The sequence below is a fragment of the Coriobacteriia bacterium genome, from assembly GCA_031292615.1.
GTDB lineage: Bacteria > Actinomycetota > Coriobacteriia > Anaerosomatales > JAAXUF01 > JARLGT01.
This window is the reverse complement of the sequence record JARLGT010000022.1, coordinates 23,296-48,955: the sequence shown is the minus strand read 5'-3', so window position 1 is coordinate 48,955 and position 25,660 is coordinate 23,296. Positions and strand designations below refer to the sequence as shown.

The window sequence follows — 25,660 nt, the reverse complement described above, 5'->3', positions numbered from 1 at the left end:
ACGTGTCCCCGACTTCCTCTGTCAACACTGCGAACCTCGGCAAGACCTGCGGCCAGGAAGGCTGCCACAAGGGCTCGACGGAGCAATTTGCCGATCAAGCTGCGCAGCTCATCCACCGCGAGGTGCAGGTGCAGCAGTCCAACTGGCTGCTCCAGCAGATAGCCAAGGTCAAGGGTTTCATGGGGCTGTAGACGATAGGAGTTCGACCGCCGAGTGACTCAGGCGCTCCGAAAGCCGCATATCTGGATCTGGGGGGTGGCCGCGGTTCTTCTCGCGGCCGCCTTCCTGCTTGTGTTTGCGCACGTTGGGCATGCTGCCGACGCGGGTTCGACCACGACCGCCCAACCCCCGGTCATCGACACGGGCGCACCCGTCACCGACTCGTCGCAATGCGCGCCGTGCCACCTCACGATCGGCACAGTCAAGAAGCCGGGACTCATCTTCGATCACGGCAACCACATCATGGTGTCGTGCGATGGCTGTCACTCGCGCATGCCCCACAACAATGGCGGGACCGATGCCGTGCCGATGGAGACATGCTTCGCCTGCCACGGCGTTAAGCACGGGCCTCAGGGCGATCTGGCGACGAGGGAGTGCGACAAGTGTCACACGCCGTCGTTTGACCTTGTCCCGGCAGATCACCAGCCCCTCAAGGGCTACGCCGGCAAGCCTCACGCGGACGCGGTCCAGCACACCGGGGTCAATGGCTGCATGATGTGCCACACCGCGAGCACGGACTGTAACCCGTGCCACGTAAAGGAGAACGTCAAGATCGCCGCGCTCCCCGACAACTACGTCTCGGTGATTGGACAACGCCCCAAGCCTGCCACGGTCAAGATCTTCCCGACAGGCCCAACGAACATGTCGCAGTGCGTCTACTGCCACCCGGATCTCGACAACATTTTGCCCGGACGTTTGATCTTCGCACACGCCGTGCACCTAACTCGCGCGTATCGGTGCGTGGTGTGCCACCCCACGTTCGGTCACACCTCGACAGGTCCCGAACGTCCTGACATGCAGGGGTGCTATCGCTGTCACGGCTTGCAGCATCAGGGTCAGGGCTTGGTAGCCACCGAGGAATGTGACAAGTGCCATCCGCCGGGATTCAAGCTCACGCCCGACAACCACACCGACAAGTTCATCCAAGGCGATCACAAGGTTCGCGCGACCGCCGACGCTTCCTACTGCGCGATGTGTCACAAGACGGAGTTCTGCGTCCAATGCCACCAGGGCCGCAGCACGAGCAAGAACGCCCCGGTCGGGCAGGTCATCCCGGCCAGTCACAAGAAGGGCAATTGGCAGAGCATCCACGGCAAGCAGTTCCTCGCGAAGCAGGGTTCCTGCGGGGTCTGCCACGACGATGCGTCGTGTCGCGAATGCCACAAGACGACGATGCCGCACCCACCCAACTGGCTCCAAAATCACAAGCCCGAGCCCGGGGTCAGCACTTCTGACTGCAATATCTGTCATACCGACCGACAGACGTGCCAGAACTGCCACCACCAGACGGTCGCCACCGCCGAACTGATCGCATCGAACTGCGTGCGCTGCCATCCCGAGATGGAGCAACTGCCCGCGACATCAATCCAGAACAAGGCGTTTGCCGAGCATGCCGTGCACTTCAATGTCGCAAAGAAGAAGGGCCGGCCTTATCGGTGCTTCGAGTGTCACGTGTCGTTCGGTACGAGCGCAGCGTCGCAGCAGCTGGAGCTCCAGCAGGGCCATGACCTGCGCCTGTGCTACCAATGTCACGGTGCAGTCGATCCGCTCAACAACCAGATCGCCCCCTACTACGGTGCACAACTTTGCCTCCGCTGCCACAAGAACCTCGACGTGTAGACGGAGTTTCAGTGGAGATGGCCGGACCGCCGGCTGCGGCACGGCATTCGCTCGTTAGCAGCGGCGAGCAGCACCCGGCCGGGTGCGGCTCATTGACACGGACGCTTGGCACCAAGTAGCGTTCTCTCTCGTTCGGCCGCGTCACATCACGGCCCCGGTAGGCCTGCGACGCGCACAAGAATCGGAGTGAGGCAGTACATGACTGAAGCTGATCTGGGAACTGGACCTTCCAAAGCTCGCCCGCCAGTCGATCTGAGCCTCAATATCGCTCTTGCAGCACTCCTGATCTTGGTCATCGGCGTAGCTGGGTACTTCGGTTACTCGGTCTACCGTGATAGACAGAATGAGTTCAACAGCAGCGCGACCGGTCGCTTGGTCGCGGTTCTCGACCAGGCTGTCCGCAAGTCGCCCAACGACGCGGCGATTCGCATTCGCCTCGGAGAAGCACTTGGCGCGATGGGCAGGAACCAAGAGGCAATCGAGCAGTTCAACGCCGCGCTCAAGATCGACCCGAAGCACACCGGCGCGCTGCTCGACCTAGGCATGGTCGCCATGCTTACCAACAACAATAACGCGGCTGAGGGCTACTTCAAGAAAGTCATCTCGCTGACGGACGGGAACCAGTACTCGGCGCTCGACAAGATTCGGGAGCAGGCGTTCTACAACCTCGGCACCTTGGCACTTGCTGACAAGCAATACGCCGAGGCCGCAGGCTACCTCAAAGGCGCGCTCGTGATCACAGGCGACGCCTCCGATACGTACTACCAGCTTGCGAAGGCCTACCAGGGTCTTGGCGATATCGACTCGGCGATCCGACAGGTCGAGATTGCGCTACAGTTCGACCCTGGTTTCGCAGAGGCGCACTACTACGCTGGCCAGCTCTACAAGCTCAACCATGATGACGTCAACGCAGCCTATCACTTCAAGAAGGCTGCCGATCTTGCTCCCGGCGCTGACCAGCCGCAGCAGGCTCTGGAGCAGTACGGCACCGCGGACAGCTGGGTCGCCAAGGCCCGGACCGCGCAGTCAGCCGGCCAGCTTGCGCTCGCCGTCAAGTACGTCCAAGTCGCTCGGGTCTTGGATCCGAATAGTTTCGATGCCGCGAAGCTCGATGCGGCACTCTTGATCCAGCAAGGCGATCTCGCCGGCGCGCTGCCCGTGTCCGTCGCGGCAGGCAAGCTCAATCCCACCGACGCGGCGATGCAAGCCCAGATCAAGAGCCTGGAGCGGCAGGTCGAGGCTGTGAAGCCCGCGAAGAAGAGGGTCGCGAAGGCGAAGGCGAAGTAGCAAGCGCTGCGAGCTGCGCAACTCCCTCAACAAGAGTGAACTGCAGAACGGCCCGTTTCCATCCATGCCGTCCCCACGGAGGCGACGTTGACGAGAGCACAGAAGGTCAAGATCGCGCTAGTAGTGATCCTCGTGATCCTGCTCGCGGCCCTCGGCTACTATCTCGCGTACTACAACTCAACCCACCAACTCTCGTTCAACATCTCCGCGACGCAAAGCACCGATGTGATTCAACCCCCGCAGTTCCTCTACTCGTTCTCGGGCACGTCGATCAAGCTGCAGCGTCCAATCGGTGTCTTTGTTGACGGAGACACGGTGTACGCGTGCGACTCAGTTGGTCGCGACATCCTGGTGTTCAATCAGGCTGGCAACTTCGAGCGCAGTTTCGGAACGTCGATCACCGTCATTCCGCTCAACATCGCGCGCAATCCCAAGAACAACGAGCTCTACGTCACTGACCGACGTCTTCGCAAGATGCTGCGCTTCGATCTGAAGGGCAAGTACCTAGGCGACTTCAACCCGAACCTGCCTAAGAATCAGCTGCCCAAGTTCAACACGGGTGGAGTGCCGTGGGAACCGGTCACGCTGTGCTTCGCGCCCGACGGCACTATGTATGTGACTGAGATCCTCAATGGCCATCGGCTTCTGATCTTCGGACCAGATGGCACGTTCCAGAAGTCAATCGGATACGCGGGCCTGGTCACGGATGCAAAGTCGGCGCCCGGTGCGTTCCAGTTCCCCAACGGCATCGTCTATCACAAGGGGCTCGTCTACGTCACCGATAGCAACAATGGCCGTGTGCAGGTATTCGACAAGGCGGGCAACTTCAAGAGCATCATCGTGACGCAGGGTCTTCCTCGCGGCATCGACTTCCTGAACCGCTTCCCCAGCGACCAGCCTGCGACACCTGACCGCTTTGTCGTCGCCGACACGCTTTCTCACGACGCAACTATCTGGACCGACAAGGGAGCCAAGATCCTCACCTTCGGGGAGCAAGGCTTCTTGGATGGTCAGTTCAGCTTCCCCAACGGCGTCTCTGTGGGCTCGAACAACAAGATCTTCATCGCTGATACGTCCAACGGACGCATTCAGGTATGGGGCTGGCCCGCGCAGGTCTCGCCCGTCCCGCTGCCAACGGGCAGTAACTGGTGGATGTGCCTGCTGCCGCTTCTTCTCCTGCCGCTCCTGCTGCTGCTCCGCCGCAAGAAGTTCTTCGCGACCGCGGACTTCATCAGGGCGCTCTACGCCGCTGAGGAGCTCGACGTGCTCACGCACCGTCGCCGCACGTGGTTCGTCACCGAGCAGGATTACGAGCGCCTGAAGGGTATTACGCAGGGTGATGTCGAACTCGAGAAGGTGCTCCAGACGAGGGCCTACTCAGATTCCGACGTCAAGGACCTGATGGACAAGATGGAGATCGACAAGCCTACGGCGATCGTGCTCACGATTGCGAAGCGGATTCAAGTTCTATGCACCGAGAACCCGGACTATCGCCGCTTGGCCAAGTCGATCGAAGTGCACACTGTCGTGAACCGTGTCGAGTTCTTGGAGCGCTTCGAGAAGCGGTCTAGGAGCCAGGAATCGGCCGACCATACCGACAGCGAGTAGCCGTTCGCATTGACACCGCTGGATCGTCGCCCAGCTCGGCGGCCGAGTCGGCCCAAAAGGGCGACGATCCACGGGAGCGAATACAGGGTTTTACCAGCGGGAATGGTGCTTCGTCTACCGCTCGTCAGAGAGGGCGAACTGGGACTTGACGGGGCACATTGGATGGGTCTAAGGTACACGTTGTAACATCTGTTACATACGTACCTGTGAGCGTATCTAGCGCCTACAAGGAAGAGGTACAGGACAAAAGCTTAGACCACCGGGTTGGAGCCGGCACGAAGGCCCGATTGGTCATCATCTCTCACGCCTCCTGGAGTTTGATCTGTCACCGAGGCGCACGGGGTTTTGACCGCTCTGTTCGGGCAGTTCGCAAGCCATCTCCACCCGGTTCCTCTGACGAGCGGACCGAAAGGAGGTGGCGTTTACTTTTTCTAGCAGGTCTCGTTCAGAGGTTGAAACGTTTTTCTGCCAGTACTAAACAACACCGAACTTGGTGAAGGAGGAATGAAGAGTATGGCTATCACTAGGCGACAGTTCGTCACCCGCTTGGGTGCGCTCGCCGCCGCCGCAGGGTTCAGCCAGGTAGAGGCGTCCAAGATCATGGACGCCATGGCGTACAACAACGTGGCCGGGAATATGGGCTCGGTCTACGGTGGAACCTTCGGCAAGCCGCGAGTTGTATGGCTTCACGGTGCAGAGTGCACCGGCTGCTCGACTTCACTGCTCGGCATCTTCGAGAACTCTACTGGTGCCGCTGTGTACAACCAGAACGGAACGACCGCCGTCACGACGGCCGCTGCGCTGGGTCTCTCTCAGGCGCTGCCGACCACGGGTGAGTCGGATCCGTCGATCCTGCCGGGTCCGAACGCCTCCGGCAATCTGCTGCTTCACGCCGTGAACCTCAGCCCCGATCCGACTGGTTCGATCGACATCGCCGACGTCGTCATCGACGTTATCGACCTGATCTACCATGAAACGGTCATGGGCATGGGCGCGGATACCGCGTACCAGTGGCTCAAGGACTTCGAAGCGCAGAACACGCTTCCGTTCGTGCTCGTCGTCGAGGGTGCGCTTCAGCTCACCGGCGACGGCTCGACCACCGGTGGCGGCGCTTGGAGCGACTACAGCTCTAGCGTAGCTTGGTGCTCCATCGCTTCCGACGGTACGGCCAACTTGGCTGGAACCACCACCGTGAACGCCGCCGGCGACATCGTCACCGGCGAGATGGTTGCGGCGCTCGGTAGCTTGAAGGCATGCGTGGCTATCATTGCCATCGGCCAGTGCGCCACGTTCGGCGGCTACCCGGGTTGTCGTCCTCCGATCAGCTCTGCGGTCGCTGGCTTCGATACCTCGAAGTCGCAGTCTGGTGCCCTGGGCACGTTCGACTACCTGGACCAGAACGGCTACGCGTATGCGTCGGCCAAGGTCGTCAACGTTCCTGGTTGCCCGACGAACCCTTGGTGGTTCGTTCTGAGTGTTGTCGCAGCCACGGTCGACCTGAAGAGCATTCTTGTCGATGGCGCGCCGGTCGGCACCTTGGGCATCCTTGAGGCGATCACACCGGTTACCGACGGTGTCGATCCTCGGCAGGGCAACCTCGGTATCGGCATCAACGCTGGCAATGCTGCTAGCGCCGGAGTCGACACCACTCGTCGCATCAAGGCCGTCTACGGCACGTCGGTCCACGGCCCCTATTGCCCGCGCTACCGCTACTTCGTCACTGGCACCTTCGCCGCCCAGCCGGGCGACACGGGCTGCCTGCAGAAGATCGGTTGCAAGGGTCCGGCCGCAAGCTCGCTGTGCGGCATCCACGGTTGGAACGGCCAGCAGCCTACGAACCCCGTGGGCTGGGACGACGGCGTTTCCAATGCGAACCTTTCTCCCGGCGGTGTCCCCACCGGCGGCCACTGCACCCGCGCGGGTCATCCCTGCATGGCGTGCACCGAGAAGGGCTATCCTGACAACTTCGTACCGTTCCTGGTGCGCTAGACCTCGAAAGGAGGGAAAAGCACATGGCTTATCCAGCTAATGTAAACTTCGAAGTCGACCCGATCTCACGTATCGAAGGTCACCTCGGCATTGGTGTCGCAGCGGTCGCCGGTGGAAAGATCACCGATGCCTACGCTCACGGCAACCTGTGGCGTGGTTTCGAGAACTTCCTGCTGGGCCGCGACGTCAACGACGCGATCACGTTCGTACAGCGTATCTGCGGCGTTTGCCCGGTCCCGCACGGCATGACTTCCACGTATGCGGTTGACACCGTCCTGCAGTACAGCAAGGGCCACATCACGTTCGCCGATGATGGCGCCTATGGCGTGCCTGCGGCTGCGGTTCTTATCCGCAACCTCGTGCTTGGCATGGAGTTCCTCATGTCCAGCATCACGCACTTCTATCACCTTGCTGCACCGAGCTACATCCAGGGCCCTGCGATTCCGCCGTGGACTCCGTACTTCGCGGACGGCTACTACCACCCGCTCATGAAGAGCGGCGGGAAGGCCTATCCGGAGATCGTTTCTGGTGCCAACCCCGGTACCGGCTTCAGCAAGAACCTGTGGTCTACGGTCATCCGTAGCTACGTCGTAGCCCTGCGCATCCGCCGTCTCACCTTCGAGGCTGGCGCCCTGTTCGCCGGACGTATGCCGATGACCTCGGTGTACTGCGGCGGCGGCGTCACGTACGACAAGACCGAGCTCGGCACGGCCGCGTTCCAGGCTCGTTGCGACACCTTCGCCTCCGTGGCCAAGGAAGTCGGACAGTTCGTCGTTCAGGAGTACGTGCCGATCGCTCTGGCCCTCGGTGCGCTCTACCCGAACTTCGACAACCTGGCCAATGCCACTACGCTGCAGGCCGTATACCCCACCCTTTGGGGTCTCGCAGGCAACGCATCTGCCACCGCTCCGACGTCCGCCAACACCGGCTACGGCGCCGGCGTCAAGCGCTTCCTCGCTTGGGGTGCGTTCCCGGATGCACTGGACACCTCCGCGACCGCCGCACTTACGGTTCCGGGTGGCGTCAAGTTCGCGGCCGGCGACGGTTTTGCGGACTTCACGGTCTCGAACAAGGCTGAGGTCGCCAGCAAGTTCATCGCTGCAGCGGCTACCGCCACTTGCGTTCCGACCAACCTGCGTGAAGAGATCACCTACTCTCGCTATCAGGTCGCTTCTGGCGACGTTGCCGCCTACGGCGGTGCCAGCGGCACCTCGGCGTATCCGGGTGCTGTCTCTCGCACGAGCCCGAAGCGCTCCAAGGCCACGGCCTACACCTACATGAAGGCGCCGCGCTGGAACGGTCTTCCTTGTGAAGTCGGTCCCATGGCCCGCATGTTCGTATCCAGCAAGTTTGTCAACGGCACGCCGCTGCGCACCTCGCTCGGCGCCGCCTACACGGTCTACGCGAAGGCCATCCCTGGCGGTAGCGCGGACATGCACAACGGTCTGGGACTCGGCCTCGATCCTAAGATGATCAATGCCGACATCGCAGTCGCTCTCGTCCAGGCTGGTCTTGCCAGCTTGTCGAGCGCGTCCAGTGGCACCGTTATCGTGCCTGCTGGCGGCCCGCTTCCCTCGGCAGCATCCGCGACGATCGCTGCGTACGCCGGCAGCGACACCGTCATCACGGGTGTCATCGCCGACTGGGTCCTGCTCCTCACGGCCGGATTCTCCACCATCGACCTCCTGCGCGGGCGTGCTCTCGAGTCGCTCGTGTTGGTACAGGCCATCCTTGGCGCGTACTCGACGGCCGGCGGCTCATGGAACACCACGACCGGCGTGTTCACGGGTACGTGGGGCGGCGGCTGGATCAAGCAGCTGCACGACCTGCCTGCTGGCGACACCTGGAAGGTCAAGGCGATTCCTGCTGGAGTCGTTCAAGGCTGGGGTGCCACTGAGGCTCCTCGCGGTGCCCTCATGCATCAGTGCGAAAGCACGAACGGCAAGATCACGAAGTACCAGTGCATCGTTCCGACCACGTGGAACGGTTCCCCGATGGGTTCCGGTGGCCACGGCCCGATCGAGCAGGCTGTCATCGGTGCTCCGTTTGCCGCGCTCGACAGCACGTTCAAGAGCCAGGATGGGTCGACTACCAAGCACTCAGTCGGTGGCGTCGAGGTTCTGCGTGTTGCCCAGTCCTTCGATCCGTGCATCGCTTGCGCGATCCACTAGTCACTAGGAGGTGAAGATCTTGAAGCGACTCTCAATCATATTCGTACTTGCTATGGCCCTCTGCCTCGTTTTCGCTGGCTCGGCTTTCGCGAACTTCGGTCCTCACGGTGGCTACGTGAACGACACGGATGCTTGTGCCGGTTGTCACCGTGCGCACACGTCGTTCTCGACCGTCGGATGGAAGGACGGGCTCGGCACTGAGCACGCGAGTGCACTGCTCGTCGGTAACGCCACGACGATGACCGAGTTCTGCGACGCCTGTCACGGCGACACCGCACCTGGTGCGTCGACTAACGTCCAGAGCGGCATCTTTGACAGTGGTCCTTCTGCTGGTAGCCCTGACACTGCTCCGGGCGGCAGCAGCACGCTGGCCGCTGCACCTGGTGGGTATCCTGGAGACGGCGGCTCCGCTGTTCTGCAGGTCAACACCGCTTCGACCTTCGGCGCCCCGCTCAACGGCGGCGGCTTCGATCGCATGCCTGATCCGTACGCTTGGCAGGGTACGGCTAATGGCGGTACCGGTCCTGGCGGCGTCATCACGTTCGTCGCGAGCACTTCTGCTCACAAGATGGACGTCGACGGTCCGCTCTGGGGTTCTGGCGCCACGGTTTCGTCCTTTGGCGGAACTCAGGGCCTGACCTGCACCGACTGCCACGACCCGCACGGCTCGTCCAACTACCGCCTCCTCAAGGCCAAGCCGAACCCGGCCGGTCCTGTCGTTGGTGGATACCAGGCCGACAACGTGACGCCTAACCCGTTCGTCTTCTCGAACGAGGTCGGCTACCCGGTTCCGGCCGCAGTGTTCAACACCGGTAACCCCGGTGGCGGCGTCGCCGTTCCTGGCTACCCCGCAGGTGGTTGGCTGAAGCACGCTGATGGTGCTGCTCAGGTAGCGGCCTACAGGCCGAACTACACCAACACCACCGGCACCGATCTGCTGCACACCAACGTCACGCCGCAGACGCAGTCCATCTCGGTATGGTGCGCCGCTTGCCATACGGGCTACAACGTGGCTTCCGCTGGTACGGGCGTCGTCCGCGACTACGGCGGGTACCTGCCGCTGACGTCCACCGGTCAGACGACCGTTGGCGGCCCCGGCTCGGCGACCTTCCATAGCCACGCTGTGGACATCGACATGGGTGCTGGCCTTGGTGCAACTCGTGCACTGGCCGAGCAGGTTGTCCAGGACTCGTCTTGGGTTCCGCTTGAGAACCCGGGTTCGGGCACCAACGACTTCGCTCACAGCTACATCGGTTGTGAGACTTGTCACCGTGCACACGCCACCTCCGTCTCCATGGGTGGCTGGGCGGCGTCTCACCTGGTCAAGAACACGACCACGAACGTCTACATGCCTGTCAAGGACTCCGTCCCTGGCGTGGATCCCGACAAGGGCTCCTACGGCACGCCGATCGTCAATGGTCAAGGTTCGAGCGCTCTGCTGCGCGCCAATAACCGCGGCGTGTGTGAGCGTTGCCACGACAAGTAGCGGTCATCTGACCCTACCGAGGTCCTCATCCCAGGACTTCGAAGTGTGACGAGGGGGCCCCGGACCAATGGTCCGGGGCCCCTTTCTCGGCGGCAGGGCGATTGCTTCCCTGCTGACTCGAGAGAGTACGATGTGACACACACGGCCGGATTCAGCGACACCGTAAGGAGCTACTGTGAGCCCACTGCCCGAGGATGCACACGAGACCGCGCACTACCGCGCACTGGGTCTGCTTGCCAACCCGTTCTTGGCACCCGCGATGGACGGCACGTTCGACGGTCGCGACTACGAAATGACTGCGGCCGCCAACGCCCTACTCGGCGAGATCGTCGCTGCGGCTGCGCAGGAGAAGGCCAAGCCTATCGTGGTCAACAAGACTGCTGACGTGCCTTCCTCGTACTCGCTGCGCTCGATTGGCTTCGTCGAACACGCGATAGTGGCCGACGACTCGCTCGACGTGCTGCACGCCTACGTCCCGCTGTTTCTCATGCGAGTGGGCCGTGTTCGCGCCACGCTTCGCGTCGTTGCCGAGCGGCTTTCGTTCCGCGAGTTCGACAAGACGCTGGCCTGTTACGTCGAGCGGGTCCTTGCCGAGCCCGACGAGAGCCTCATCGCCTACCAGGTGATCGGCGAGGAGCGCCTTGCAGCCTTCGCCGATACTTTCCGAGCCGACCCGCTCGCCACGATCGATTCGCTCTTTGGCGATCCCAATACCGTGGAGCGCAGGCCCGAGCTGACGGAGGTCGGTGACGCGCGTGGTGCAAACCTCGAGGCAAACGTCGATGACGAAGAGTCGACGCCCGAAATCGATTCAACGGTAGGCGACGCACCCGGCACGGACATCGTGCTCGGTGAGGAGGCCGACGCTCGCGATGAGGACAACCTCGATCAAGAAGTGATGGACTACCTAGTCGAGTACACGAAGGTGCATCTTTCGCCAGTGGTAGCACGAGCGCTCAGGGTGTATCGGGAGCGCGGTCTGGCGGCCCTCACGTCCGAGTTCTCGATAACCAAGGCGCCTCGGAAGACTTTGGCCGCCGTTATCAAGTTCGCGCGTACCCGATTTGACAAGATCGTGCTCATCTACGATGGCTTTGACGGATGGGGTCAGGTACCGCCCGATACTCGAATGCAGATCGCGTCGACGCTCTCGGAGATTCGATGGGCGCTTGAGTCGGACGCGGTCCTCGTGATGATGCTCCAGAAGGGCGAGGTCTCGGAGCTGGAGGAGCAGTTTGGGGCGGGGACGCAACTCGAGTGGTCGTTCCCCGGCGTCATTGCGCTGCAGGACGCCCCCGATGAGTTGGACGCCACGACGGTCAATCGCTGGCTCGACGCTGCTGCATATCCGGGCTCGGAGCCCATCACACTCGATGATCGCGTGCTGAGAGCGCTTGCCGACGCCTCTCACGACAGTCTGCGGCTGTTCGTAACCAAGGCGGCGGCAGCGGTGGAGAGTGCCGCAGAACACGGCGCCAGCGCGCTCGACGACGAAGCACTTGAGGCTGGCATCGCTGCGGAATGGAGCGAGGAGGCCACCGAATGAACTCGCGAACCAAGGCGATCATCGGCACAGCTGTCACCGTCGCTGTGCTTGCCGGCGTCTTCTTCGTGGGGTGGAGCTTCTCGTCCGTGAGAAAGCCGCCTGTTCCTTCGACCATCACGCTCAGCCCCGCGCAGAAGTCGCAGAACTACTATCAGCAGGGCTTGCGCGCCCTCTCGTCCGAGGACACCAGCTCTGCGGTGGGTCTGTTCCAGTCGGCGATCCAAGCCGATCCGAACAACTCCGCTGCGAAGAGCGCGCTGGACTCGGCGACGAAGCCTGCGCCGTCCACGACGACGAACACGACCAAGCCTACGCCGGCCAAACCCAAGGTGACGGCGCCCGATCCGTTCCTCAAGCAGGTCGCCGATATCGGCAAGCTTCTACCAGCGTCGTTCCCCGACTACACGCTTGGGACTCGGCAGAAGCTGGGCTCTGATGCCACTGTCACCGGCGTGGCTAACCTGCCCACGGCTATCGCGAGCAACATCACGTGGGCTGTGCATGACAGGAAGACGGCTTCTGGTGCGAGGTCGTTCATCACGGAAACGAGCAAGACGCTCTATCCCAAGCGTGGGGCAGCCGTCACCATTGGAGAATACACAGGATATTTCGGGACGGACGGCATGCACTTTGCGTCCATTGCCCTGGCGAGAGGGCGCTACGTATTCGAGGTCACTCTGACCTCGGCCAACGGGTCCCCGACCCCGCTGAGAGCGCTCGCTTTGCAGGCAATGGGAGTGTTCCCAACGAAACCCTAGATCGAGGAGTCGCCCAAGATGATGCGTCGTCGAGTAGCCGGTATCGTTCTCGCCATCCTCGTGGTCGCGTTCGTTGCGATTCCCGCCGCGTTCGCGGTGGCCGATCCGATATCGGGGGTGGCGGTCCTCAGGTCGTGGACGTTCGAGGGAACCGACGCCACGCCCGTGGTCACCGCCGCCCATCCATTCCCGACCTCTGACGACACTGCCTGGTGGGGTGTTGTTGCCGGACACGGGCGCACCGGCAACGGCCTGTGGTGTGCGGGTGCAGGAACAGCGCCCGGCACTTGGCCGACCTACAAGGCTCTCAATACCGCGGGAATCGCGGACTTCCCAGTCTCCGACACGGGCGGCTTCTACGTATCCGATTTCACGTTCTGGTACAAGTATCCCGATGCAGCGCAGCTCGCCGACCCGTTCTACGCCCTCGGCTGGGTCTCCGGCACTGCACACGGAGCGAATTGGACCCCAGTAGGGCTGGCACCGGGCGTCACGGGAAACACCTGGGTCCAGAGGGATTACAACCGCACCGGCGGCGCAGCGATCCTGCCGAGCGGCGAGGGGTCGGTCAGGTTTGTTTTCAACGCGTACGCATCCTTCAACGGTTACGGCCCCACGATCGACGACGTTCAGCTGACCGGGTACAAATACGGCCCGGTCCGCAGCCTTAACGCTTCGCGTAGCGTCGGCACCTCGACCACGGTCGACCTAGCCTGGGACGCGCCGGTGATAGCCCCTAACAGCACCACGGTGGACACAAGGACTATCAACTACACCGTCTGGCGCAAGGACCTCTCCAACAACACCTTCACACAGTTCGTTGTGCCGTCGAGCGCCGGGCACGTCACGGCCTCGGACACCGCTGCTCCCGTGGACAGGGCGCTGCAGTACTTCGTCCAGGGGTACGACGGCCCAACGGCGTACGGTATGCTCGCCAACCTGGTCCAAGTCGCCCAGGCGACTCCTCACTTCGAGTCGGCGAACACGCCCCCGAGTCCGGTTGGGTACGGCGGGAGCGCGAGTGTCGGCGCGCATCTTGTCGACCAGATGGGCCCGATCGGCGGCCACGCGTCCACGATTCAGGTGCAACAGTCGTACACTGGCGGCGCTCCGTGGACTCCGGTGGCAGGCGTTACGGAAGGAGCGGCGGGCGCCTACTCGGGCACTGTTCCGAACATTGCCGTGAACGCAGCCTATCGGCTCTTCGATACGGCGACTCAAGCGAGCAGCGTGCCGGTGCTCGTCCAGGTGAACCCTTACGTGACGACGCCCAGCACTCCCTCCAAGGTCAAGCATGGCAAGTACTTCGCGACTAAGGGCTCGGTGTCTCGCGTTCCCTTTGCCTCGCGCACCATCACGCTTCGCGCGTACCGCAAGGAAGGCAAGAAGTGGGTGCTGAGGGCCACGGTCAATGTCGGCGTGGGCGCTGGCGCTGGAGTCTCGGCCTACAAGAAGAACATCAAGCTCACCAAGAAGGGCTCGTGGCGCATGACGGTCACCGTCGCCGACTCGTACAACACCCCCAAGATCAGCGCATTCCGCTATTTCACTGTGAAGTAGGAACCCAGGGCGCTTGGCGACAAGGCCTTGGCTGCTCGCCGCGACCGCGTCCCGTCGAGCCGAAGGTAGCAAGGCACAGACATCACATGCCCTCGCCCCGCATTTCCGCTGGGGCGGGGGCATGCGTGTTGAGTGCTCAAGCCCCAATCGTGTTCGATGCCGCATCGCGCGGGGTGGGAGGCGATGGCACCTACTGCGTCCCGCGGCAGGTAGGACTTGCGCACCTCGCGCCTGCCAGACTTTCGCGGGCTATTTGTTCGCCTGAACGCCGGCTGGCTCGACAGGTGGTCTCCATCCTTTGCCGCCCACCGATCATGCGCCGCGGCTCGAGAAGAGCCTCCGCCCTGCGAACTGCGGGAGGGGAATCCGCCAGCAAGGAAGAGGCCCCGGGGCTCACGCCGCCGGGGCCTCGCAGTCTTTGGAGTCGCCGTCCTACTTGATGATGTAGACGAGCGTTCCCACGGTGACGCGGGGGAAGAAGTTCTCGACGTCCTTGCGATGCATACGCAAGCAGCCGTGGCTTGCGGCGTGGCCGATAGAGGAGTTCTCGCTGGCCGGAACGCCATGGAAACGAACGCCAGTGTCATGGCCACCACTCGTGCCCGTGTAAACATACATGGCGCGCGTGCCAAGCGGGTTGTTAGGACCGGCGCCGATGAAGGCGGGCATGTTCTTCGACCAAGGGGCATAACCGTTGGTCCACGTCGGATTCTTGACCTTCTTGCCGATGTGGAACGTGCCGGTCGGCGTCGGGTAGGCACGCTGGCCGATTGCGCAACGGTAGGTCTTGATGACCTTGTTGTTGTCGTAGAGGAAGATCTTGCGAAGGCGCTCGCTGACAAGAATCGTCTTGCCGAACTTCGTGATCGCTGGATTCGTCTGGGTGGTGGTCAACGGGAGCGTGCTCAGGGTGCCGGTCGGCACCCTGGAACGTAGCTCCGCGATGATCTGATCCCTGGCGACCGGGCGATTGAGCGAGTAGCCCGTGACGGCGGCCTTGAAATCCAGACGCGTCTTCTTGGCGTTGAGCTTCAAGGTGGCGTTGGACATCGTCTTGTCCACGCTCGCACCGATGCCATTGACCCAAGCTTCCACAGCACCCGTCTGCACGACCGAGGCCGAGTCGATGAGCGAGGCAGAGGGGATGCTGAAAGTCTTACCTGCCGAGGTCACCGTCAGGGTGCCCAAGGAAACGGGGGTGTCGGCCAGCGCTACGGACGGCGAGACCGCGGGGAACATCGGGGCGACGAACGCCACCGCGACCAGCAGCGAGAGAGCGCGGCTTTTAATCGAACGGGTATTCATGGACAACCTCCGCTGACGACAGAAACTAGTAAAGCACCCTCGAACTATACGGGTGACCTTCCGAGGAAAGCCACCCTACAGGGCGACGCAACGTGCTCACGTTGCCGTCCCGTTGACACCATGATATCTACCAACTATTCGCGGATGATGACCGGATCGCCGATGTCTACGCGCTTGTAGAGGTCGTGAACGTCGCTGGGGAACATCCGCATGCACGCGTGGCTTGCATGCGTTCCGATGCTGCCAAACTCTCCTGGCGGGATTGAGTGCATGAACACGCCAGGGTAGTTGATGCCAATTTTCGTGTCACCCATCGGGTTGTCCGGGCCGCCCGGGATTTCTGCCGGCATGCTCGCGGCCCACGCGCTTCCCGGGTTGATCCAGGGCGCGTCGTGCGTCTTGCTGTCGATCTTGAAGTCACCCGTTGGTGTCGGATAGGCTGGCTGGCCGGGTGCGCAGGGGTAACTCTTGACCAGCTTGTCGCCGTTGAACAGGTAGATCCTGCACCGGTCGATGGAAACCGCAATCGCCATCTTGAACATCGACTCGACGATGTGTGGCTTTGCCAGCACAATCGGCAGTGCCACGGTCCTGTTAGCGTTGGCAAGTGCGGCATCGGCGGTCAGGGCGGTGCCAATCTGCTGCACCGAGCTCGTCTGGTCGACTGATGCTCCGTAAACGCACTTGGTGATCTTGAACTTGTACTTGCCCTCGACGTACTTGCGCGTGGCGTCCTTGGGTGGGCGATTGACTTGGGCAGCGGTCTGCGCGACCCAGGTGGAGATTGCGGCGGCGTCCACCGTGTAGGCGGGCTTGATGTCCGCCGGAAGCGGATCGCCTTTGAGTTGGTGAGTAAGTCGCGTAACGAAAGTCGCCGTGCGACGGGGTGTGTACGCGTCGGCGATCATCTTGTCGACGTCGATTGACACGATGCCCTTGGGATCCAGCGTCCATACCTTCTTGTCGCCGGTAACTGTGACGGGACGGAGCAGGGGAGTCGAGACCGCATCTTCGATAGCGGTACGTGCTTGGGCCTCGGTCATGCCGCTGAGGTCCTTACCCACCACGGTGACGCCCTTGGGAACAAGACCGCGAACTTGATAGTCGCTAACGGCCGCCCAGGCGAGTCCGGCGGAAAGAACGAGCATCAGAGTTGCGGCGAGAACGATGAGGATGCGACTGGCGATGCTCGGCGCCTTCATGAACTTCCCTTCACAAGTGAATAGGTATACAGCTCCCGTACTTTACTACTATACATGGCTCGCGCTCGCCCGTAAAAGGAGACTTTGCGAGAAACCATTTTGGAGGCCTCTCAGCGGGCGGTTACGGCCTCATGGAGACTTGCACTCAAGCCGATGAACCGGACGAACACCGTTGAGCAGAGTATGTTCCATGTGCTGTGCGCGACGGCACAATCGTTACGGGGTGGAAGCTTAAGCGTCTAAGCTGTATAACCCGAGGTAGTGGGAACAAACCGTCTGGGTCTTTAACGAGTCCGGTTCGTTACCTTGGCGCGAAGGAGAGAGCGCGGTGAGTCTGCGTACAGCGCTGGCTTCGCTGCCCGATGATCGTCCGACGGCAACCGCCGTGCGTGAGGTCATCGCGTTCTACGCTGCGCACGAACACACGCCGATCGACCCGGCTCGGATATCCCATGCCACCAGCCTTTCCTCCGATCGCGTGCTTACAGTGGTGAAGGCTTTGTGCTCGGCTGGCGTGCTACACTGCGACGGCGATCCCGACCTCAAAGGCAGCACGTTCGACCCAGACATGGTGCTGTCGATGGAGGTTGATCGCTTCCTTCGCTCGGGCGGCGCGAGCAGCGCGCGGCTTCAAGCGGGCGTGGGCAGGTACATGAACCGATTCGGCCACACCTAGCCGTAGAGCATCGTTGGGACTACTCAGACCATGAGATTCGTGCGGCCCGGAAGTCGGGGCCCCGCAGTCGAGGACATACAGCGGCGCCTACTCTCCCTCGGCTATGATCTTGGGCCGACCGGGGTGGATGGCGTCTTTCTGGGTCTGACGACAAAGGCGGTGCAAGCGTTCCAGCTCGAGCACCAGCTGTCCGAGGACGGGATAGTCGGAGATGAGACGTGGTCCGCACTCGTACGCGCCGGTCTGCGTTTCGGAGATCGCACGCTCTATCTCCGCCTCCCTCATTTTCACGGTCACGACGTCCTAGTTCTGCAACAAGCGCTCAACGTGCTTGGGTTTGCCGCTGGCGCGACCGACTCCATCTTCGGAGCCTTCACTGAGCGCGCCGTTCGCGAGTTCCAGCGAAACGCCGGGCTTCCTCACGACGGCATCGTTGGCCCCGAGACGGCTGGGACCATCAATAACCTACGCCATGTGTGGGAGGGCAAAGATGCTCGGCCGCACTCGGCAGCTCGCGTTGCGCCTGCCCGTGCAGCCGAAGTGCTGGCTCGAGTCCCTATCGCAGTGGCTGGAGACGACGACTTGGGCCGGCGAATCGCCGAGCGCATCGTCAACCTTGCGCACGCAACGACCGAATTTGCGCGCATGCATGTTCTCGGCGACGACGAGTTGGTGTCGCCGGACGCGGTGCTACTGCGGATGTGTGGCGTTGGCGGCGAGGAAACCAGACTCGGAAGGCCGCACGTGCGCGCGGACGAACCCGAGGCACTTGCGGCGCGGCTGCTCACGGCGATTGCGACGGTGCAGACGGGTTGCCGTGAGGTCGTGATCGAACTGGGCCCGGACGCCTCGGCCAACGAGCTCGAAGAGCAACGCGCGGCTATCCAAGTCCTCGACGCTACGTGCGCTGCGTTCGACTGACGTTTTGCGTCGTGGTAACATCCTTTCGGTCTTGTCCCCTGCTGCTCAGGGAGGAAACGAACTGAGATACCGCCTTCGGACATACCTGTCGCTCGCACTTGCGGCAGTGCTCATCACCACTGCGATGCCTGCGACGGCAGCGCCTACGTCGGCTGACAAGATGGCCGAGGCGCAGCGAGTCAAGGCACAGGTTGACGCACTCAACACTCGCGTTGAAATCGCCGACGAGAACTATCTCGTCGCCGCCGACAAGCATGCGAAGTTGCTGAGCGACACGCGCGCCGCTGCTGCCAGAGTCAAGAAGGCGCAGGCGCGACTGAACCAACTCGAGACTCATCTCGACACGCGTGCCAACGACATGTATCGCAACGGCCCGCTCGGCTTCCTGGATGTGCTGCTTGGGGCCAAGTCGTTCGATCAGTTCGCGCGGACGTGGGACATCCTCAAGCAACTCAGCGCCGATGACGCCAGCTTCATAGGCCAGACCAAGGACGCAAAGGCTGAGTACATCTCGGCGCACAACGCATTGGCGGTCAAGGAGCAGGCTGCGTCTCGCCAGCAGTCGATCATGGCGGGCAACAAGCGCCTGATCGAAGGCCAGCTCGCCCAGCGCAAGCAGGATCTCGCCGGCGTCGAGGCGCAGGTTGCTGCGCTCCAGGCGGCTGAAGCGGCTGCCGCGCGTGCATCCGCGGCGGCAGCGCAGGCTCGTCACAGCTCCGACGGTGGCGGTGACGGTGGCGGCGACAGCGCAAGCTACCCGTCTCCATCGATTCCCGCGCATGGCAACGTTGTGCAGTACGCGGAGTCGCGCATCGGATGCCGCTACGTATGGGGAGGGTCGGGTCCGAACACGTTCGACTGCTCCGGCCTCATGATGTGGTGCTACGCCAAGATTGGCATCTCGCTCCCACACTCGTCGCGCGAGCAGATCGGTTGCGGTCAGCGTGTGTCCCGCAAGGATCTGCAGCCCGGCGACTTGGTGTTCTTTGGTTCGCCGATTCACCATGTCGGCATGTACGTCGGTGGCGGCGAGATGATTGAGGCTCCGTACACGGGCGCGTCCGTTCGTCGCGCCTCGATGGACCGTTCCGACTACGCCGGAGCCTGTCGCCCGAACTAGCTTCCTCGCCCGAGACTTCAGTTGACGCCCCAGTCGGACGATATTCCGCTGGGGCGTTGCTTTTGCCCCGAACTCTGCGTCGCGGTGCAGTAGACTCTGTGTTGCAGCACGAACCGGCAGACAAATACGGGGAGATGAGCACGCTAAATGGCGGAGATTGACGGACTTCTGCGAATCATGACCGAGCGCGGCAGCTCCGACCTGCACGTCAAGGTCGGTAACTCGCCAGCGGTCAGGCTCAATGGCCGGCTTGTGGTGCTCCACGATCTCCCCGTTCTGAATCCCGAGCAGACGTACGCTCTCGCCGTCGGAATGATGACCGAGCCCCAGCGTGCGGCGTTCGAGGGCTCGAACGAGGCCGATTTCGCGTACTCACTGCATGGTGTTGGCCGATTCCGCGTCAACGTCTTTCACCAGCGCGGTACGGTGGGTATGACGCTTCGCCGAGTCGCCACCGAGCGCTCCTCGGTCTCGGAGTTGGGCCTCCCGCCGGTCATCAGCCAGCTCGCCGACGAATCCCGAGGCCTGATTCTCGTGACTGGCACGGCTGGCTCGGGCAAGACAACCACGCTCGCTTCCATGATCGATCACATCAACTCCACGCGCGAGGGACACATCGTCACGATCGAGGACCCGATCGAAGTCCTGCACCAAGACAAGAAGTGCATCGTCAACCAGCGCGAGATCGGCATCGACACCGACAGCTACGAGGACGCGCTTCGCCATGTGGTTCGCCAAGACCCCGACGTCATTCTGATCGGCGAGATGCGTGATCACGAGACGGTCTCGGCGGCCTTGACCGCAGCCGAGATCGGCAATCTGGTGCTCTCGACGCTCCACACGATCGACGCCACAGAGACGATCAACCGCATCATCGACTTCTTCCCGCCCTACCAGCAGAAGCAGATCAGGCTGATGCTTGCTGCGACGCTGCGAGGCATCATCTCGATGCGGCTGATCCCGTCGATGCAGGGCGGCCTCGTGCCTGCGGTCGAGGTGCTGGTGATGACCGGGCTCATTCGCGAGTACGTCACCGACTCGGACAAGACGTACCTGATCCGAGACGCGATCGAGGGCGGAAGCTACGACGGCATGGTCACGTTCGACCAATCGCTGCTGCGCCTCTACCAGGATCGAAAGATCACGCTCGACGACGCAATCGCGATGGCTCACAACGCGCACGACTTCAAGATCAAGGTCCGATCACTCGGCGTCGATCCGGCTGCGGCTGCTCAGACAGGCATCTACTAGTCGGGCTGGCTCGGAGACAGGGCGTTGTGCCGGCGGCGTCGGAGAGCCCCCGCCACGAATAGTGCGAGGATTCCAAGGGCAGCGCCAATCGTGTCCGTGCCCCAGTCGGTGACGTCTGGTGTTCGCATGTAGACGAAGTGCTGGTGGAACTCGTCGGTGATGCCGTAGAGGGAAGCTGTGATCAGAGCGACAGACGCCGCTCGCGCCCCCCAGCCGCTCGCGCGCAACGCAGCGTAGAGCAGCAGCCCAAAGATGAAGTACTCGCCGAGGTGCCCGATCTCCGAGAAGCGCCCCGGAATCTGTGTGCCCGGTTTGGTTGAGAACCAGAAGATGACGCCCGCCCAGCAAGCGCAGAGGACCCAGAGCGGGTAGCGTGCGGGAGTTGGGCGGCCGGCGTTATCGGCAGAAGTCGTGTCAGCCATGTCGCCGAGTCTATCACTGAGCCGCGGCTCTCTCGGGGAGTTCACAGGCGCGAGCTTGACTCGGCGACGTACGGTCTGGGACGGTGGACGGCGTCGCTCGACCCATTAAGGAGTCCTTGGCCTTGAGCCGCACCGCCTCGCTCGCCATGGTCGTCGTGTCCGCCGCGTGCTTCGGCACGCTGGCGGTACTGACGCCGCTGGCATACCAAGCAGGCGCGTCGCCCCTACCTTTGCTGGCATGGCGCTTCATGTTCGCAGCGGTGCTCCTTGCCGTGTTTGCGACAATCCGAGATCCCCGCTCGCTGCGCGTGGGCAGGGGCGACTTTCTGCGCTACAGCGCACTTGCACTCACCGGTTATGGGGCCGCAAGCGTCTGCTTCTTCTTCGCGCTGAAGTTCGCCGATGCGGCCGTGGTCGCGGTGCTGCTCTACGCCTACCCGGCGCTCGTAACGATCGCGGCCTGGACTTTCCTCGGCGAGAAGGCGACTTGGTCGCGAGGGCTTGCCGTGCTGACGACGTTCATCGGATGCGCGATGGTGGTGGGGCTGTTCGGCGGCACGAAACATGTCTCGTGGCCGGGGATCATGCTGGGGATGGGCGCGGCCGTGGGTTACACGCTCTTCAACCTGCTGTCGCACCGCTGGCTGCCGGGACGCTCGCAGCTCGTGATGATGACGTACACGTTTGGGATCGCCTCGGTAGGCACGGCGCTGCTGACGCTGCTGGTGGGTCAGTCGCTCTCGGCCGCCTCGTGGCAGCCGCAGGCGTGGTGGCTGCTCGGCGCCATAGTGGTCGTGCCGACGTTCATCGCCGTGGTGCTGTACCTGCAGGGGATTCGCGGGCTGGGGCCCTCTCAGGCCGCCGTGGTGAGCACAATGGAGCCGCTCTTCACGATCGTGCTGGCGTGGGCGATCTTGGGCCAGACGCTTTCGTGGCTGCAGGTGGCTGGCGCGGCACTCGTCCTGGGCGGAGTCGTAGCGTCCGAGCTCGTCGCCCGCCAGGCCCCGCAGCAGGCGGTCGTGTAGTTGCCGCCGTCTGCCTCACGTCGGGCCCTCGCGCTACACTAGCCCCGTCTCCGAGCGAAACCATGAGGAACGTGGACCACTACCGAACGCTGCAAGTCACAAGAAACGCCGACGCCGAGGTGATCGAGCGTGCGTACAAGGCGCTCTCCCTGAAGTACCATCCGGACCGCGTAGCGAGCGGTGATCGTAGCGACGCAACGCGTCGGATGCAGCGGCTCAACGAGGCCTACACCGTCCTTCGCGACCCTGCGAAGCGGCGTGCTTACGACGCCACGCTTGCACCTGAGGGCGCCGACGGCTGGGATCGCTTCCTAGAGCACGGGCTGTTCGGGCTGTTCATGGACCGCTTTGCGCCGAGAAGCCGCCGCCTCTAGAAGCCTCGACCTCGCGTCATGAAGCGGGCGAGCGGAGGCTCCGTCAGCCCGATGGCCTGCGGCGGGCAAAGCTCCTGGCAGCAGTAGCAGCGTATACAGATTGAGTGGTCGAACACCGGCCCGTTCTCGCCAACTGCGATCGCGCCCACAGGGCAGCTCTCCTGACACTTCTTGCAGCGGGTGCAGTCGCTCTTGCGCGCGAGTATAGGCCGCGCCGTGGTCCAGCTGCGCATGCGCTTGCCGAGCCACGGTGGCAACATCGAGGATGCGTCGCGCGGCGGAAGCTTGAACTCGCTGGGCGCCAGCTCTCGCCAGGGTGTGCCCACGACTTCGACCTCATCGGCGGACGCGGGGCCGAGTCCTCGGCGGGAAGCGGCTTTGGTGGTGTAGACCTCGAGCGGGTCGAGACCGGCCATCGAGCTTGCGATGACATCGAGTGCGAGGCAATCCGCCGACGCGACTACGGCGCCGACCTGCCGAGGCGTGCCGCCAGCCGGGCCGTCACCCTCCATGCCGACTACGGCATCCATCAACGCGAGCTTGGGCTTGCACGCGAGCATGAGGTCGACGAGCATGCCGCCGAAGTCGTCGCGATCCGGGACTTTCAGATGGTACTGCGCCTTCTCTAGCCCCGGGATACAGCCGAAGAGGTTCTTCACCGCGCCCGTGAACATCATGAAGCCGTGAGTCTTGAACTTGGGGAGCGTGATGAGCACGTCGGTCTCGGTGACCGCGCGCCCAAGCGTGAACGTCTGGTATAACGTGCCACCCTCGGCGGGTGCCCTGACGCAGTCGTCGTCGAAGAGCACGAGGGACACGCCCTCCTCGGCACAGACCGCGCCGATTCCGGAGTCCTCCCAGATGTGCTTGACGGTGCCGGCAGTGTTGGGGCCGCCCGGGCTGTCGCCCACGGTGATCTCGCCACCGGCCGCGCGGACCTGCCGGATGACCGCCCGCACGAACTCGGGGTGCGTCGTGACCGCGCGCTCGGGCAGCGCGCGGGAGAGCAGGTTGACCTTGAGTAGGACGCGCTGTCCGGGGGACACGAACGCCGCCATTCCGCCGAGTGGCGAGAGAGCGGCGTCTATGGCTTTGGCAACGTTGCTGGGCTCGTAGTCTGCGCAGCGCGAGATACTGACTTTGTTCATGCCGAGCAGTGTACGCCTCGGCCTCGACCGCGTCAGGCCTCGGCGGCTTCCCGCTCGGCAATCTTGTTGCCGACGGCGCGCATGATGGCTGGATAGCTGACTGCGCCGTCGTAGAGCGGAACGCCGTCGACCACCGTCACGGGGTAGAGCAGGCCACGCTTGTCGATCTCATCGATGAGCGTGGCATACGCGGCCTTGGCCTCAGGCTCCTCGACGTTGTGGTACTCGATGACGACTTGGTCGTCGAAGCGACGCTTAATCTCGTCGCGAACTATCGCCGTGATCTCCTCCGGAGACCAGGACGGGCCTCAACCGCCGGAGAAGCAGTTGGCTGCCGCGGGCACGTCGAGCACTTCAACGAGGATGTTGTTCATGTGGAGTCCTTCTCTAGGAGAACTGCGCAGCGCCCATGGGGCATACGCGGATACACGCACCACAGCCCGTGCACTTGCTCGCATCCACTGTGTACCCGCCGGGAACCGCGCTTACGGCGCCGGATGGGCATATGCGCTTGACCGGGCAAAATGGGCTGGCATCGCAGCGCTTCAAATCGATAGCGACGGTTTTCAATTCAGCGATTCCGATCTCTTGAATGTGTGAATCGTGTCGTCCGGCGCTTTGCCCGACAGCTCGACTATACCCCAAGGGGTATACGGCAGGCAAGGATGCGCGCCGAGACACCCACTGATACGATGACCCCCACGTTCGGGCGATGCAGTGAGGTGCCGCGAGTGAAACGACGCACGGGCGCGATCAGCACGAGGCTTCGCTGGATTCTGGTCGGCCTCGGTCTGGGATGCGGCGTCCTGTTCCCGCTGATAGCCCTGCTGTTCGTGACCCCGACCAGCAGCCTGGCGTTCGTTCTCTTCGTCGGTTTGTCGTTGCTGACCGGCGCAGGTCTCGGCCTCGGCAGCTATCTGATCGTGTTGCGGGTCACGGAGCGAGAGCTGGGGACCGTGCTGACCAAGGCCGGCGAGGGTCTCGGCATCCGAGTCAACGCTGCTGAGGACCTCGAGGACATCACGGGCGAACTCGACCGCCTCTTCCGCGAGGCTGGCAACACGCTGCGCCAAGTGGGCGTCGTTACCGACGAGATCCGCATGCTGACCGCCGAGGCGCTCGCCGCTACCGAGCAGCAGGCCTCAGGGGCCGCCGAGCAGGCCGCAGCGGTCACGCAGACGTCGGCCACCGTCGAAGAGCTGGCGCAGACCTCCAAGCAGATCGCCGACAACTCGCGCGCTGTGGCGACCATCGCCGAGCGCACGCTGGCGAGCGCCGAAGAGGGGATGCAGACGGTTGCCGACACAGCGGCCGGCATCGAGGAGATACGTGAGAGCACGCAGATCGCCGCGGATCGCATCCTGGCGCTTGGCGAGCGCAGCCAGGAGATCGGCCGCGTGCTCGTGATCATCGACGACATCGCCGAGCAAACCAAGATTCTCGCACTCAACGCTGCGATCGAGGCGGCACGAGCCGGCGAGGCGGGCAAAGGTTTCGCCGTGGTCGCCGAGGAGATCCGCAAGCTCGCGGACTCCGTCACCGAGTCGACCAGCGAGATTGGCCGGGTCGTGCGCGAGATCCAGTCGTCGTCTACCTCGGTGGTCATGTCGACCGAACGCGCCTCGCAGAAGGTCGACGAGGGCAAGGTCCTTGCTCGTCGCACCGCCGACTCGCTCGGCACGATTGTGAGCCAGGTCGAGGAGACGACCGACTCGGCGAAGCAGATCTCGATCGCGACCCAGCAGCAGCGCTCCGCGTCCGAACAGGTCGTGGTCTCGATGCGAGAGATGGCGCAGGTCGCGACGCAGGCTGCGCAGGCTTCTCGGCAGATTCAGTCGGCTATCACCGAGCTCAATCGGCTCGCGGATTCGGTCGTCATCCGCTGATTCGCAGCCTCGCTGGTGAGGATATGTGAGTTAGTGGGCAGGACGAAGGCCGCCATCGTCGAATCCGCAGTTGTGGTGAAGGTGCG

At 63.0% G+C, this 25,660-nt stretch carries 23 protein-coding genes; 17 read left to right on the top strand and 6 right to left on the bottom strand.

Annotated elements, in window-relative coordinates; translation table 11 throughout:
* The 10 genes from P4L93_02355 to P4L93_02310 form a co-directional block, all read left to right on the top strand.
* Positions 1 to 191 (top strand): hypothetical protein (locus P4L93_02355; GenBank protein MDR3685788.1); only part of this gene is annotated, 191 nt, incomplete at its 5' end.
* 22 nt (positions 192 to 213) lie between these two features.
* Positions 214 to 1,839 (top strand): cytochrome c3 family protein, encoded by a 1,626-nt coding sequence (locus tag P4L93_02350; protein ID MDR3685787.1) that lies wholly within the window; start codon positions 214 to 216, stop codon positions 1,837 to 1,839.
* Between the two features lie 198 nt (positions 1,840 to 2,037).
* Positions 2,038 to 3,126, top strand: coding sequence for a tetratricopeptide repeat protein (locus tag P4L93_02345; GenBank protein ID MDR3685786.1), 1,089 nt, complete (start codon positions 2,038 to 2,040; stop codon positions 3,124 to 3,126).
* Positions 3,127 to 3,213: 87 nt separating this feature from the next.
* Entirely contained in the window at positions 3,214 to 4,734 is a 1,521-nt protein-coding gene (locus tag P4L93_02340) for a hypothetical protein (GenBank protein ID MDR3685785.1), read from the top strand.
* A 513-nt stretch (positions 4,735 to 5,247) separates the two neighbouring features.
* Positions 5,248 to 6,723, top strand: a complete 1,476-nt coding sequence (locus P4L93_02335) for a twin-arginine translocation signal domain-containing protein (GenBank protein MDR3685784.1) — start codon at positions 5,248 to 5,250, stop codon at positions 6,721 to 6,723.
* Positions 6,724 to 6,746: 23 nt separating this feature from the next.
* Positions 6,747 to 8,894, top strand: a complete 2,148-nt coding sequence (locus P4L93_02330; GenBank protein ID MDR3685783.1) for a nickel-dependent hydrogenase large subunit — start codon at positions 6,747 to 6,749, stop codon at positions 8,892 to 8,894.
* A gap of 19 nt (positions 8,895 to 8,913) precedes the next feature.
* The gene (locus P4L93_02325) at positions 8,914 to 10,380 is read left to right on the top strand and encodes a cytochrome c3 family protein (protein MDR3685782.1); all 1,467 of its coding nucleotides are present in this window, start codon (positions 8,914 to 8,916) and stop codon (positions 10,378 to 10,380) included.
* Between the two features lie 175 nt (positions 10,381 to 10,555).
* On the top strand, positions 10,556 to 11,926 hold the full coding sequence (locus P4L93_02320) for a hypothetical protein (GenBank protein MDR3685781.1): 1,371 nt from the start codon (positions 10,556 to 10,558) through the stop codon (positions 11,924 to 11,926).
* On the top strand, positions 11,923 to 12,684 hold the full coding sequence (locus P4L93_02315) for a hypothetical protein (protein MDR3685780.1): 762 nt from the start codon (positions 11,923 to 11,925) through the stop codon (positions 12,682 to 12,684). Before P4L93_02320 ends, P4L93_02315 begins: the two co-directional genes overlap by 4 nt.
* Positions 12,685 to 12,702: 18 nt before the next feature.
* The gene (locus P4L93_02310) at positions 12,703 to 14,244 is read left to right on the top strand and encodes a hypothetical protein (GenBank protein ID MDR3685779.1); all 1,542 of its coding nucleotides are present in this window, start codon (positions 12,703 to 12,705) and stop codon (positions 14,242 to 14,244) included.
* Positions 14,245 to 14,676: 432 nt separating this feature from the next.
* Here P4L93_02310 and P4L93_02305 read toward each other — a convergent pair whose 3' ends face one another.
* Together P4L93_02305 and P4L93_02300 are read right to left on the bottom strand one after the other, a co-directional pair.
* Positions 14,677 to 15,549, bottom strand: coding sequence for a L,D-transpeptidase (locus P4L93_02305; protein ID MDR3685778.1), 873 nt, complete (start codon positions 15,547 to 15,549; stop codon positions 14,677 to 14,679).
* 134 nt (positions 15,550 to 15,683) lie between these two features.
* On the bottom strand, positions 15,684 to 16,751 hold the full coding sequence (locus P4L93_02300) for a L,D-transpeptidase family protein (GenBank protein ID MDR3685777.1): 1,068 nt from the start codon (positions 16,749 to 16,751) through the stop codon (positions 15,684 to 15,686).
* A gap of 328 nt (positions 16,752 to 17,079) precedes the next feature.
* Here P4L93_02300 and P4L93_02295 point away from each other — a divergent pair, with 328 nt between their 5' ends.
* From P4L93_02295 to P4L93_02280, 4 genes are all read left to right on the top strand, one after another.
* Complete coding sequence (locus P4L93_02295) at positions 17,080 to 17,427, top strand: hypothetical protein (protein MDR3685776.1); 348 nt, start codon at positions 17,080 to 17,082, stop codon at positions 17,425 to 17,427.
* A 30-nt stretch (positions 17,428 to 17,457) separates the two neighbouring features.
* Positions 17,458 to 18,348 carry a peptidoglycan-binding protein gene (locus P4L93_02290; protein MDR3685775.1) on the top strand — a complete coding sequence of 297 codons (891 nt, stop codon included), beginning with the start codon at positions 17,458 to 17,460 and terminating at the stop codon, positions 18,346 to 18,348.
* 106 nt (positions 18,349 to 18,454) lie between these two features.
* Positions 18,455 to 19,468, top strand: coding sequence for an NlpC/P60 family protein (locus P4L93_02285; protein MDR3685774.1), 1,014 nt, complete (start codon positions 18,455 to 18,457; stop codon positions 19,466 to 19,468).
* A gap of 147 nt (positions 19,469 to 19,615) precedes the next feature.
* Positions 19,616 to 20,719, top strand: coding sequence for a PilT/PilU family type 4a pilus ATPase (locus P4L93_02280; GenBank protein MDR3685773.1), 1,104 nt, complete (start codon positions 19,616 to 19,618; stop codon positions 20,717 to 20,719).
* Here the strand turns inward: P4L93_02280 and P4L93_02275 are convergent.
* The gene (locus tag P4L93_02275) at positions 20,716 to 21,141 is read right to left on the bottom strand and encodes a VanZ family protein (GenBank protein MDR3685772.1); all 426 of its coding nucleotides are present in this window, start codon (positions 21,139 to 21,141) and stop codon (positions 20,716 to 20,718) included. The two genes, P4L93_02280 and P4L93_02275, sit on opposite strands and share 4 nt — an antisense overlap.
* 122 nt (positions 21,142 to 21,263) lie before the next feature.
* Here P4L93_02275 and P4L93_02270 point away from each other — a divergent pair, with 122 nt between their 5' ends.
* On the top strand, positions 21,264 to 22,166 hold the full coding sequence (locus P4L93_02270) for a DMT family transporter (protein MDR3685771.1): 903 nt from the start codon (positions 21,264 to 21,266) through the stop codon (positions 22,164 to 22,166).
* A gap of 71 nt (positions 22,167 to 22,237) precedes the next feature.
* Positions 22,238 to 22,540, top strand: a complete 303-nt coding sequence (locus P4L93_02265; GenBank protein MDR3685770.1) for a J domain-containing protein — start codon at positions 22,238 to 22,240, stop codon at positions 22,538 to 22,540.
* Here P4L93_02265 and P4L93_02260 read toward each other — a convergent pair.
* The 3 genes from P4L93_02260 to P4L93_02250 form a co-directional block, all read right to left on the bottom strand.
* Complete coding sequence (locus P4L93_02260; protein ID MDR3685769.1) at positions 22,537 to 23,688, bottom strand: DUF362 domain-containing protein; 1,152 nt, start codon at positions 23,686 to 23,688, stop codon at positions 22,537 to 22,539. The two genes, P4L93_02265 and P4L93_02260, sit on opposite strands and share 4 nt — an antisense overlap.
* 32 nt (positions 23,689 to 23,720) lie before the next feature.
* Positions 23,721 to 23,972 (bottom strand): DUF1462 family protein, encoded by a 252-nt coding sequence (locus tag P4L93_02255; GenBank protein ID MDR3685768.1) that lies wholly within the window; start codon positions 23,970 to 23,972, stop codon positions 23,721 to 23,723.
* 103 nt (positions 23,973 to 24,075) lie between these two features.
* A complete protein-coding gene (locus tag P4L93_02250; protein MDR3685767.1) occupies positions 24,076 to 24,369 on the bottom strand; it encodes a 4Fe-4S binding protein in 294 nt (97 codons plus the stop codon).
* 50 nt (positions 24,370 to 24,419) lie between these two features.
* Here P4L93_02250 and P4L93_02245 point away from each other — a divergent pair, with 50 nt between their 5' ends.
* Positions 24,420 to 25,574 carry a methyl-accepting chemotaxis protein gene (locus tag P4L93_02245; protein ID MDR3685766.1) on the top strand — a complete coding sequence of 385 codons (1,155 nt, stop codon included), beginning with the start codon at positions 24,420 to 24,422 and terminating at the stop codon, positions 25,572 to 25,574.
* The last annotated feature ends 86 nt before the right edge of the window (positions 25,575 to 25,660 follow it).

What these genes read in the sequence shown, in the direction of transcription:
- P4L93_02345 (MDR3685786.1), top strand. Translation starts at nt 2,038, where the DNA reads ATGACTGAAGCTGATCTGGGAACTGGACCTTCCAAAGCTCGCCCGCCA.
- P4L93_02335 (MDR3685784.1), top strand. Translation starts at nt 5,248, where the DNA reads ATGGCTATCACTAGGCGACAGTTCGTCACCCGCTTGGGTGCGCTCGCC.
- P4L93_02330 (MDR3685783.1), top strand. Translation starts at nt 6,747, where the DNA reads ATGGCTTATCCAGCTAATGTAAACTTCGAAGTCGACCCGATCTCACGT.
- P4L93_02315 (MDR3685780.1), top strand. Translation starts at nt 11,923, where the DNA reads ATGAACTCGCGAACCAAGGCGATCATCGGCACAGCTGTCACCGTCGCT.
- P4L93_02310 (MDR3685779.1), top strand. Translation starts at nt 12,703, where the DNA reads ATGATGCGTCGTCGAGTAGCCGGTATCGTTCTCGCCATCCTCGTGGTC.
- P4L93_02305 (MDR3685778.1), bottom strand. Translation starts at nt 15,549, where the DNA reads ATGAATACCCGTTCGATTAAAAGCCGCGCTCTCTCGCTGCTGGTCGCG.
- P4L93_02300 (MDR3685777.1), bottom strand. Translation starts at nt 16,751, where the DNA reads ATGAAGGCGCCGAGCATCGCCAGTCGCATCCTCATCGTTCTCGCCGCA.
- P4L93_02290 (MDR3685775.1), top strand. Translation starts at nt 17,458, where the DNA reads ATGAGATTCGTGCGGCCCGGAAGTCGGGGCCCCGCAGTCGAGGACATA.
- P4L93_02280 (MDR3685773.1), top strand. Translation starts at nt 19,616, where the DNA reads ATGGCGGAGATTGACGGACTTCTGCGAATCATGACCGAGCGCGGCAGC.
- P4L93_02275 (MDR3685772.1), bottom strand. Translation starts at nt 21,141, where the DNA reads ATGGCTGACACGACTTCTGCCGATAACGCCGGCCGCCCAACTCCCGCA.
- P4L93_02260 (MDR3685769.1), bottom strand. Translation starts at nt 23,688, where the DNA reads ATGAACAAAGTCAGTATCTCGCGCTGCGCAGACTACGAGCCCAGCAAC.